This window comes from Mucilaginibacter sp. (genome assembly GCF_039935595.1).
In the GTDB taxonomy this organism is placed as follows: domain Bacteria; phylum Bacteroidota; class Bacteroidia; order Sphingobacteriales; family Sphingobacteriaceae; genus Mucilaginibacter.
The window spans coordinates 1-11,781 of record NZ_JBDTJZ010000132.1; the positions used below are offsets into that span (position 1 = coordinate 1).

Consider the following 11,781-nt stretch of genomic DNA (forward strand, 5'->3'; position numbering starts at 1 on the left):
GAGAAGAAGGATTTTGGAATAAAAAGCGGGAAATAGGCGTTGACGTGACCGGTTTCTTTAAACATTTTATCCAGCACGGCTTGCATTTTTTCCCAAATGGAGTATCCATAGGGTTTAATGATCATACAACCTTTAACGGGCGAATATTCGGCCATATCGGCTTTTATCACCAGGTCATTATACCATTGCGAATAATCTTCATCTTTACTTACAACACCTTTACTCATAAAATTTGTGGAATAGAATTTGACTGTTTAATTACTTAATATTGTGGTCAAATTTATAAATTTAATAAGTTAATTAAACCTTATTATACAACTATAGTCTAAGTTAACATAAACCAATTTATCCTTACCATACAAATTAGTATAGATATATCATGAAAAGTAACCTTTTTGCAGGAATTATTCTCATCGGCGCGGCTGTGCTGAGTTCCTGCTCCTCAACTACGCAGCTTACCAAAACCTCTAATCCTATTAATGACGATGATGTTTATTATACTAAAGCCAAAGCTGGCGATAGAACAGAATATATTAATGATGCTGACTATTTAGCAAGCCAGCAGGGTAATGAAGACGACGATTACTATTATTATGGTGACTATGCGTCGCGCATAAACCGTTTTGGTTATTACTCTCCTTTTGATTATGGCGATCCGCTTTATTATGGTTACAGTCCGTATTATGGTAGCCGGTTTAGCATGGGCTTAGGTATGGGGCTGGGTTATGGTTCGCCTTATTACAGCTATGGTTATTCACCATATTTCGATCTGGGTTATGGTTATTCGCCATTTTATGATGGTTATGGCTATGGTTTAGGTGGTTACGGCGGCTATGGTTTAGGATATGGTGGTGGTTACGGCATAGGCGGTTATGGCGGCGGCTTTTTATGGGGCGGCGGTACTACCGGCCAACGCAGCCGTCCGGTTTATGCCAATGGCAATAATCCGATAGTTGATAGGTCAATACGCTCCAACCTGCCATCTCAAAACACTACAATTTTACGTGGCAATACTTCGCAGGGCCGTGTGGTTAACGGGGTTATGCAGCGTAATGCTGATGGCTCAGGCGCACGTGCTGTCAGAGACTCCAGACCACAACAAGACCAACCTATATTTCGTGCACCGCAAAATATTAGCACTTCAAACAATTCTGGCGGCAACTTTAGTAGCGGCAGTTCGGGTGGAAGTAGTGGTGGCGGAGGAGGTGGTGGTGGCCGACCGGTAAGACCATAATTTATTCTATCTAAAAACTTTATGAAAATAAAATATATACTAAGTGTAATTGCTATAGTAGCAATCAGCAAAAGCAGTTTTGCGCAATATGCACAAGACGCTGTACGTTATTCAACTTTCCAAACAGGCTCATCGTCGCGCATTAAAGCAATAGGTAATGCAGGCACAGCCGTAGGTGGCGATGTAAGCTCAATAAGCGGCAACCCGGCAGGGCTTGGTTTTTTTACACGTACTGAATACAGTATAACCCCCGAATATAATGGGATCAATACAAACTCCACCTATTTGGGTCAAAGCAGTACGGCTACCAACAACAACCTAAACTTAAACAATGCTTCTATTGTATTTTATAGCCGGGCAAACACGCCGCGCGGCGTTGACAAAACAAAAGGATGGTTAAGTTTTAATTTTGGGATAGGATACGCCCGTACCAATAATTTTGACGAAAATGTAACCTATGCTGCTAAAAACGCCACCAGCTCCATTAATGATTATTATGCCAGCCTGGCCAATAGCAGTGGTATTGGCAGCAGTACCTTGCCAGGTTTTGCATATAATCAAAACCTGATTGACTTATACGGGTCGCCGGCTACTTACCAAAAAAACAATGTGGCCGGTACACCTGCCAATCAATCAAACAATATTAGCCGCTCGGGCGGGCAATCGGAGTTTGATCTATCCGTTGGTACCAACTACAGCAATAAACTATACCTGGGCTTTGGCCTTGCACTTACCGATCTGACCTATAGTGTTGCTAATGATTTTTACGAAAGTGGTGTAGCTTCGATATTAGAGGGCACGCCTGCTGTAGGTGTTAATCGTAATTATAACTCAGTTTACAGTCAGCAACAGGTAACTTCCGGTTCGGGAGTAAATGCAAAATTTGGCTTAATGTATAAAATTACCGAAGCTGTAAGGTTTGGGGCCTTAATTACCACGCCTACTTATTTAAGCATTAATGATACCTACTCTGAAGGCTTAACAACCACTTTAAGCAGTGGTGTTCGTTATCAGGATGGCCCACAGGATTACCCATTAAGTTATACCATGCGCACACCTATGAAACTGGCCGGCGGTTTATCTGTTTTTCTTAAACAGTTTGGTTTCCTGTCTGGCGATGTTGAATACGTTGATTATAGTACCACACACCTAAACGGCAACAGCGATTACAGCAACTCTTATGATAACAATATCATAAAAAGCACTTACCGCGCAACAGTTAACGCGCATGTTGGTGCCGAGGCAAGGTTAACCAATAACTTTTCATTACGTGGCGGTTACGGCATGCAGGGTAGCCCGCTAAAACAAAACGGAAGCGCTATTAATACTATAAGCGGCGGCTTAGGCTACCGTTTTAACAGCGGCTATTATATTGATGCAACCTATGCCCATGTTGATGGCAACCAAGTGGTAACGCCATACACGCTTTCAAGTACGTCGCCTACGGCCAGTGTAAATAAAACCTTAAATAACGTTTTCCTGACACTGGGATTCAGATACTAAAAAACATTGCATACACAAAGAAAGCCGGTTCAATGAGCCGGCTTTCTGATTTTAATAGGTACTGATTTTACTGTTCTTAATTTTATTCCATATTTGTACCCATTATGACGATGCCATCACCTTTTATACACCAGGCGTTTAACGGTATAATATGGCGCATGGAAATTGACAGCCTTAGCAATACCCTTTTCCTTGAAATAAGAAATACCGAAGATAAGCAGGTATCATTCGCTTCCATTAACCTAACCGATGGCAAAATAAATTTCACCCAACTTACCCAACCCGAAAGGTGGCTTATAGGTATTGAAACTGCATACGATGGGATACTACTGCTGCACCAATACCAGGCCGCAACCAGCCCGGTGCATAAGGGAGTAATTGCTGTTGACGGCACCAACGGCACAACTTTATGGAGCAACTATACTTACGCATTTGATAGTTTAGCACAATTGGGCCCCGTATTATATAATGTACAAATACAACCAAAAAAACTATTCATTACCGATATTAAAACAGGCGAAACCTTAAGGCAGTTTGAACCGTTAAAGGATGCTGTGCCATATAACCATATTAAAGCTACTGATATTTTCCCTTCAACATCATTGCCCCCGCAATTAAAAGTTGAACCCTACGGAAACATTATACATTCGCTTTATTACAATAATTTCAGAATTGTATCTTTGCACACCGTTAATGCGGGGATATTAAAACAGCATTTATACATATTAAATGACATGGGCATTTTTTATGAAGATATATTGAACGATGGTATACAAAAAATGCAACCCGAGTCGTTCATACTATATAAAAACTGTTTAGTATACATTAAAAACAAGTCCGAAATTAAGGTTATTAACCTATAAGTACTTGTATTATAATTTATTATGAAAATCAAACTATTATTAATTATTACCACTTTATCCATGTTGTCTGTTTCTACTTTCGCTAAAACGTTGGTAGACTCAATAGGAATAGAAAATTTAGACGGTAAAAAAGTGATATTGCATAAACTGGATGCAAAAGATAACTACTACTCTATTGGCCGGCGTTATAATATACGTCCGCAGGTTATTATGCAATTTAACAATAACGCATCGTTAATAGTTGGGAACATAATTAAGGTACCTACCGAGCAGTCCTTTTTGCAGTCGGCACCTAACCCTACGCAAAGGGCGGCAACACAGCAACAGGCACCTGCACAAGCTACACAAAAACCAACCGCCGCTGCACAAGGTATAATAACGCTGGAATACAAAGTATCGGCAGGCGAAACACTATATAGTATAGCCAAACGCTTTGATACCACAGTAGACGATATTACCAAACTCAACAATTTAACCACCACCATAATACCGGGCCAGATATTAAAAGTACGCAGTGGCCAACCAGCCCCTGTTGTTGTACAGCACCCGGTTGTAAAACGCGATTCGACAACGGTGGTATTGGATACAGATAGCGGAAGTATTGACCGACGGATTGGAGCAAATAAGTTTGGCCTTTTTGAAAAAAATGAAAAAGGCGTAGCCACCTGGATAGATGATCCCAGCCTTGACGCAGCAAAAAAACTGGCGCTGCACCGCACTGCTCCAATTGGTACGGTTATAAAAATCACTAACCCGATGACAGGTCGTACTACCTTTGCCAAAGTTGTGGGCCGTATTAATGATAGCGAAGCCACAAAAGATGTTATAATAGTGATGACCAAAAATGTTGCCGAATCAATTGGCGCGTTAGATAAGCGTGTACATGTAAACATTAGCTACGGCAGCCCTAATGAATAAACCTTTTATAGTTGGCATTGCCGGTGGCAGCGGCTCAGGTAAAACTTTTTTTTTAAAACGGTTTCTTGATCATTTTACACCCGATGAGGTTTGCCTGGTATCGCAGGATGACTATTATATCCCTGTGGCACACAATATGACAGCAGAAGAAAATAAATTATACAATTTTGACCTGCCGGATACTATTGACCATGACCATTTTGAAAATGATGTATATAAACTGCTCAATAACCAAACCATCTATAAAAAAGAATACACATTTAACAACCCTAGCCTAACCCCGCAATTATTAGAAATAAAACCGGCCCCGGTATTAATAGTTGAAGGTTTGTTTATACTTCACTTTAAGGGCATTGCAAATTTACTCGACATGAAGATATTTGTTGATGCCGATGAAGACGTTGCCTTACAACGTAGATTAAAACGCGATTTGATTGAACGCGGCTATTCAAATGACGATGTATTATATAAATGGGTTAACCATGTAGTACCGGCCTACAAAGAATATTTATTACCCTACAAAAATGAATGCGATAAAGTTATCCTCAATAACACGCATACCGTCGAAGAAATATTGTCTGTTACTGAACAATTATCAAAAGAATTAAGAGAAAAAGTTTTAGTTACTAAAGGTTAAAAAAAGGCACCTTTTTTTAATTTAAAACAACATGACGTTTACGGCGAATTGCAATCGATTGCAATATTGTTATTTACATTAATGTAACATTTATGCACCCTGAAAAATATTTTCTAATAAGCCTTTATTTTTAAATCGCTGACAATCAATGTTTTAAATTTATAAAAATATTAGAGATTGTCATTTATATATCTCTATATTTATTATCAAGTTATAAACCAATTATATAATTGCATTTTTTTTTGTTTTAATACCTGCATTACCCACCTGTTTTGCGCAGGTATCAAGCAGCTACATATGATGAATATCGAAGATATACAAGATGCTATTAATAAGATTTCATTGTACGATGACGAGTCGTATTTTGAAAAAATTTATACAGCGTATTACAACAAATTGTTGCGATTATCACTGTCTATAGTTAAATCTGAAGAAATAGCAGAAGAGATATATGACGATGTAATGATGAATATCTGGGAAAAAAGAAAGCAATTGTCTCATATAAATAATTTTACAGTTTATTTATACGTATCGATAAAAAACGCTTCATTAAGATATCTAAGCCGCTCAAGTAAAATATCAAATGTTGATATTAATGATATAACTATTGAGATTGAGGATATGAGCCCTACCGCTCAGGAGCAAATGATAGCACTGGAGTTTATGGAGAAAATAAATACCACTATATCGCAGCTTTCTCCTCAATGTAAATTAGTATTTAAATTGGTAAAGGAGGACGGATTAAAATACAAGGAAGTGGCCGAGATATTAGATATCAGCATAAAAAATGTTGAGTATCATATGGGTAACGCCTTAAAAAAAATAAGCACTACAATATCATCTGATTTTAAATTACTTTTAACTAAATAATTTAAGCCTACCCTCTTTACATAATTATTTCTTCCTATTAATAATTACCATTTTAATATAATATCAATATTTAAAATACAAATATTTATTGCATTGTTAATTACTTGATGAAAATTTAACAATAATTAAAAACACACTAGGGTATTATACTTAATATGTATCCTATTACTAATGGACGCAAACCGTATTTGGGTATTAATTGGTAAAAAAATAGCCGGCAATGCAACACCGGCTGAACTTACCGAGCTGGAGAGCTTAATGGCGGAGTGCGTTGACAATGCATACCCATTACGCGAACTGGAAGAGATGTGGCTGTTGGATAATCAGCCTAACGATAAAACACCCGAGGAAATAAAAGAAAAATGGGAAAATTTTAAAAAGAATTTACCCGCTGCTAAAACCCAGGTAATATCCATCAATAAAAAGAAGAATAATAATTACTTTTTTTGGCTTGCTGCAAGTTTAGTTATTGCTTTTTGTTTAGTAGCTATTAAACTATCAACAGATATTTATAACAATAATATTGATTTGTATACTTCGATTGTACAGGCCCCTGACGGATCAACAAGCAAGATCACGTTACCCGACGGATCAAAAGTATGGTTAAATGCAAATAGCAAGCTAACTTATAAAAAGCAATTTGGCCAAAAATACCGTGAAGTAAATTTGGTAGGAGAAGCTTTTTTTGATGTAGTTAAAGATGCAAAACATCCATTTATTGTTACTACGGCTTCTTTACGTTTAAAAGTATTGGGGACTGCCTTTAATGTTCGTGCGTTTTCAACTGATAAAACTTCGGAGGCGGCGTTGGTAAGAGGATCAATAGAAGTAACGCTGGTTAACAATCCTGATAAGAAACTTACGCTTAAACCATCTGAAAAAATAGTTGTACGTAACGAACCTACCAGTAGTGTAATTAGCACTATCCGGGAACCATTGTTAAGCATGGGCATTATCAAAAAGCCGCAAGTTCCATTAATTACCTTAACAAATATTCATTATAACGGAAAAGAAGCCTTACCCGAGGAAGCGCAATGGATGGAGAAGAAACTTGCCTTTACATCTGAAAGCTTTGATGATATAGCAGGAAGAATGGAACGCTATTATAATGTGACTATTGATTTTGAGGACGACGATGTAAAAAACCTGATGTTTTCGGGAAGTTTTAAAGGTGAAAGCATAAATAATGCGATGAAAGCGTTGCAAGCTACCGGTAACTTTCAATATAAAATTACAAATAACAAAATCACCATTTATAAATAAACACTTAAAAAAAGGAGAGAAAATATGAGATAAGAAAAGCTACACACCCTCAAAGATAGCTTTAAAAATAAAGCGGAAAGTTGTAGAGAACTTCCCGCTTAAGGCTCGCTGTCTTAACTACTTACAGTTAAAATATCATAGTTAAAACTAACCAATTACTAAATTATGAAAAAAATGTTTTACAGCGCATATATGGCGCGTAACAAACGTATATCAAAACTTCTCATTATGTCAAAATGTATACTGCTGCTTGTCATAATATCTTCATTTCAAAGTTTCTCAAAAGGATACAGTCAGGACAAAATAAACATCAAACTGAATAATGTATCCTTAATGAAGGCCTTTAAGGAAATTGAAAAAAAGTCGAATTACCGCTTTTTGTATAATGACGCTTTATTTAATGGCATAGACAGCAAAATTAACGTTCAATTTAACGATGCTGCTATAACGGATGTAGTGCCTAAATTATTAGCAGACACTAAATTATCTTATGAGATAACTACAGACAACCTGGTAATTATTAAATCATCCATAAATGCAGTTGCCACCCCAATACGTGGTAAGGTAACTGACAGTAAAGGTGCGCCATTAGTAGGGGTTACTGTACAAGAGAAAAATAACCCTTCAAATACTACGGTTACTGATATTGATGGTAATTTCCGGATCTCAGTTGCCGGTTCAAGCTCTGTACTTTCGTTCAGGTACGTTGGCTATAGCAGCCAGGACCAAGTTGTTGGTAACCAAACTAACCTTAACATTTCATTAACAGAAACAGCATCAAACTTAAATGAGGTTGTTGTTGTAGGTTACGGTACACAAAAGAAATCTACCGTTACCGGTGCCGTTAGTAGTGTTAAAGGTTCTGAACTGGTACAAGCTCCTGTACCTAACATTACCAACTCAGTTATAGGTAGGGTTACAGGTGTGACAGGTCGTGCGTCAAACGGTGGCCAGCCTGGTAGCGCCGGTAATAGTATAATACAGGTACGTGGTGTTAACACAGTTGGTAATAATAGCCCGTTGATTGTTGTTGATAACGTAAAACGTGATAATATCAACCAGATTGACCCTAACGCTATTGAAACTGTAACTGTATTGAAAGATGCTGCTGCAACTGCCCCTTACGGTTTAGGTGGTGCAAACGGTGTAATTTTAATTACTACCAAACAAGGTAAAACAGGTGCGCCAGTTATTTCATTAAATTCATATTATGGCATACAAAACGCTACTTATCTGCCTCATCCGTTGACAGCACCGGATTATCAGACTATAATTAATGAAGCGGCTGTTAATTATGGGCAGGTAGCTACAATACCCGCCAGCACTATTGCTAATTGGGCTACATTGCACCAAACGGATCCGGACAAATACCCGATAAACAATACTACTGATTTTATTAAACCTAATGCGCCAATGCAGAGCCATAGTGCACAGGTAAGCGGCGGTAACGACAGGGTGAAGTATTATAGCCAGGTAGGTTTCTTTAATCAAAGTGGTATGTTCCCGCAGATTGACTATACCCGTTATTCTTACAACATGAATATGGAAGCAAAGGTTACCAATACTACCACCTTCTATATGTCAATAAGCGGATCAGCTGAAGTAGATCGTAACATTGACCCCAACCAAAACCCAACCAACCTTTTGCGTTCAACTTTTAAGTATATCCCTACAGACCCTTATAAATACAGTAACGGCTTATGGGGTGCTTCAGTTGGTTTAAGCCCGTATGCTACTTTACAGTCGGGCGGTTATAACAGAAGCTACTACAACCAGCAGTTCATGACTGCCAGCCTTGAACAAAAATTACCTATAAAAGGTTTAAGCATTAAAGGTGTTGTTAGTTATGACCCTAACAACTGGTACCGTAAATTATTTCACAAACCGTATTACTATTATGGCACAAATTTAGCTGATGCTCCAAGTGCACGTGTTTTCAACAGGTTTGCATCAACATCTGAGGGTTTAAATAATTATATTTATTTGGAGGAACATTATGACAGGGCTCAAAACTTTACCTACCAGGGATATTTAAATTATCATAACACCTTTGGTAAACATGATATTACAGGTTTAGTGGTAGCTGAAGCCATAAACACCAAGAACAATCAATTTAATACCCGCATCAATAACTACAATTTAGATATAGATGAGTTAGATTTTGGTAGCTCAAACAAAAATGACTACAGCATTGGTGGTAACTCAAGAAGCAGCAGCCAGGTTGGTTATGTGTATCGTGTTTCTGATACCTGGGATAACAGAATTACCGTTGAGGCTACAGGCCGTTATGACGGATCTTATTATTTTGCGCCAGGTAAACAGTATGCTTACTTCCCTGCATTTTCTGCCGGTTGGATATTAAGCAACGAAAGCTTCATGAAAGGTATCACATGGTTAAATTACTTTAAAATTAGAGGATCATGGGGCCGTACCGGTAACCTTGCAGGTAATCCGTTCCAGTTTGTTGACTCATATGGTTTAAGCAATAACGTTTATGCATTTAACGGCACTACCGTACAAGGTTCGTCGCCAAACAACCAGGCTAACCCTTATATCACCTGGGAAATTGCAAATAAAACCGACGTAGGTTTTGAGTCATCATTATTTAATGGAAAGTTAAATTTGGATATTGGTTATTTCAGGCAAAAACGTTCAAATATGCTTTTTAACCCTCAAACTACTGTACCGGGCGAATACGGAACAAACCTGAATCAGGTTAACTCCGGAATAATGGAAAACTCTGGTATTGAGATTTCTGCCGGTACTAACCACAGGTTTGATAATGGTTTACAGTTAAGTTTAAACGGTAACTTTACCTATGCTAATAACAAATTAATACAAACATTTGAAAGCGCTGCTACATATAACAACCCTAACCGCCGCAGAACCGGTCGTCCATTAAACGCCCAGTTTGGTTATAAATCGTTGGGTTTATTCCATTTATCTGATGATAAAAACGGTGATGGTGTAATTAATGCTGCCGATGGTTATAATGTAACTCAATTCGGTACATTACGTCCGGGTAACATTAAATATGCCGACCTTTCTGGCCCTAATGGCGTACCTGATGGTAAGATAGACGCAAATGATGAAACCTTTATTGGTAACAACCCTTTCCCATTAATTACCTATGGCTTTACCTTAGCCGCTAACTGGAAAGGCTTTGATGCCAGCTTCTTCTTCCAGGGGGCTGCTAAAACATCTATTGGCACCCAGGGATTTTTAACTGTTCCTTTCAGTAACAATAGCAGTAACACCAGTTACGAATATTTTAACAACCGCTGGACACCGCAAAATGATATGAACGCTAAATATCCAATGGCATCTCCATCACCTTACAGTAATGATACACAGAATTCTGATTTTTGGGTAAAAGATGGTAGTTATTTAAGGTTAAAAACTGCTACTTTAGGTTATACAATTCCTTCATCTGTAGTTAAAGCATTAAAGATCAAATCGATTAGGTTGTATGTAACCGGACAAAACTTGTTAACTTTCAGCAAAATAAAATTTGTTGACCCAGAATTAGCTGGAGGCAACGGAACCAACCAAAATGGTCAAACTGGAGTAGGTTCTGGAACTAACTCAGATGTTTTATGGCCATTGCAAAGAACATGGACCTTTGGTTTAAATGCAACTTTTTAATTAAAAACTAATTTATAAACGAATATGAAAAGTATGAAATTTTTAGTCAGAATAGCCGTAATTGGCGTTCTGTTAAGTACGTTTTCCTGTAAAAAGTATCTGAATGAGAACCTTAATAAAAGTGCAATCTCAGATGATGCGCAATGGGCTTCAGAAAAAAATGCCGACATTTTTCTGAACAGTCTTTACGGACAGCTTACACAAATGCATAATACACCCGATTATGTGGATAACTTTACAGACGATAATGATGGCGGCATTTACTGGCGCTCATGGAGATGGAGACAAGGGATTGTAGGCCCAAGTTTTGATGGCGGCGTACCATTTGATGATTTTGGCGCAGGAGGCTATGCCAACTGGGGAAATACCTTCACACGTATAAGAAGGTGTAATACCTTTATTCAAAAAGTAACCGCAAACAAAGGTAGCGCTTTCAGCCCGGCCTGGGCTGCTAAACGTTTGGACGAGGTTAAATTTTTAAGAGCTTACTGGTATGCCATGTTATGGCAACATGTTGGTGGTTTGCCAATTATTACCACAGTGCTTAATAACGCGGATGGCAGCGACATACTTTATCCGCGCAGTACCTTTGAGCAAACCGAGAATTTCATAACCACCGAACTGGATGCTGTTATTAACGATGGCAAACTGGCAGTAAAATACAGCCTAGGTAACCCTGATGCAGGCAGAGCCACGTTAGGCGCAGCTTTAATGGTTAAAGGCTGGGTGCAATTATATGCTGCAAGCCCGTTATTTAACTCCGGCTCGTATGTACTGCCCGATCCAAACAATATGGTACACTTTGCTACTGCAGACCCTAACAGATGGGCTGTTGCTGCTGCCACTTT

The 11,781-nt window shown here is 38.3% G+C and carries 9 protein-coding genes and 1 pseudogene; 9 read left to right on the forward strand and 1 reads right to left on the reverse strand.

Going from position 1 to position 11,781, the window contains the following annotated elements; genetic code table 11:
* Positions 1-227: pseudogene (locus tag ABI367_RS08955) on the reverse strand (proline--tRNA ligase); the annotation flags it as partial.
* A 152-nt stretch (positions 228-379) separates the two neighbouring features.
* On the opposite strand from ABI367_RS08955, the gene ABI367_RS08960 reads away from it, so the two are divergent.
* The 9 genes from ABI367_RS08960 to ABI367_RS09000 all read left to right on the forward strand — a co-directional run.
* A complete protein-coding gene (locus ABI367_RS08960) occupies positions 380-1,234 on the forward strand; it encodes a hypothetical protein (RefSeq protein ID WP_462227459.1) in 855 nt (284 codons plus the stop codon).
* A gap of 21 nt (positions 1,235-1,255) precedes the next feature.
* Positions 1,256-2,737, forward strand: a complete 1,482-nt coding sequence (locus tag ABI367_RS08965) for an OmpP1/FadL family transporter (protein WP_462227460.1) — start codon at positions 1,256-1,258, stop codon at positions 2,735-2,737.
* A 110-nt stretch (positions 2,738-2,847) separates the two neighbouring features.
* Complete coding sequence (locus tag ABI367_RS08970) at positions 2,848-3,600, forward strand: DUF4905 domain-containing protein (RefSeq protein WP_462258071.1); 753 nt, start codon at positions 2,848-2,850, stop codon at positions 3,598-3,600.
* Positions 3,601-3,621: 21 nt separating this feature from the next.
* A complete protein-coding gene (locus ABI367_RS08975; protein WP_462227462.1) occupies positions 3,622-4,518 on the forward strand; it encodes a DPBB and LysM peptidoglycan-binding domain-containing protein in 897 nt (298 codons plus the stop codon).
* A complete protein-coding gene (locus tag ABI367_RS08980; RefSeq protein WP_462227464.1) occupies positions 4,511-5,155 on the forward strand; it encodes a uridine kinase family protein in 645 nt (214 codons plus the stop codon). Before ABI367_RS08975 ends, ABI367_RS08980 begins: the two co-directional genes overlap by 8 nt.
* Before the next feature lie 297 nt (positions 5,156-5,452).
* A complete protein-coding gene (locus ABI367_RS08985; protein ID WP_462227465.1) occupies positions 5,453-6,025 on the forward strand; it encodes an RNA polymerase sigma-70 factor in 573 nt (190 codons plus the stop codon).
* Between the two features lie 171 nt (positions 6,026-6,196).
* Entirely contained in the window at positions 6,197-7,288 is a 1,092-nt protein-coding gene (locus tag ABI367_RS08990; protein WP_462227467.1) for a FecR family protein, read from the forward strand.
* Between the two features lie 165 nt (positions 7,289-7,453).
* Positions 7,454-10,933 carry a SusC/RagA family TonB-linked outer membrane protein gene (locus ABI367_RS08995; RefSeq protein ID WP_462227468.1) on the forward strand — a complete coding sequence of 1,160 codons (3,480 nt, stop codon included), beginning with the start codon at positions 7,454-7,456 and terminating at the stop codon, positions 10,931-10,933.
* 24 nt (positions 10,934-10,957) lie between these two features.
* Positions 10,958-11,781, forward strand: an 824-nt coding sequence (locus ABI367_RS09000) for a RagB/SusD family nutrient uptake outer membrane protein (protein ID WP_462227470.1), incomplete at its 3' end; no start/stop codon positions are given.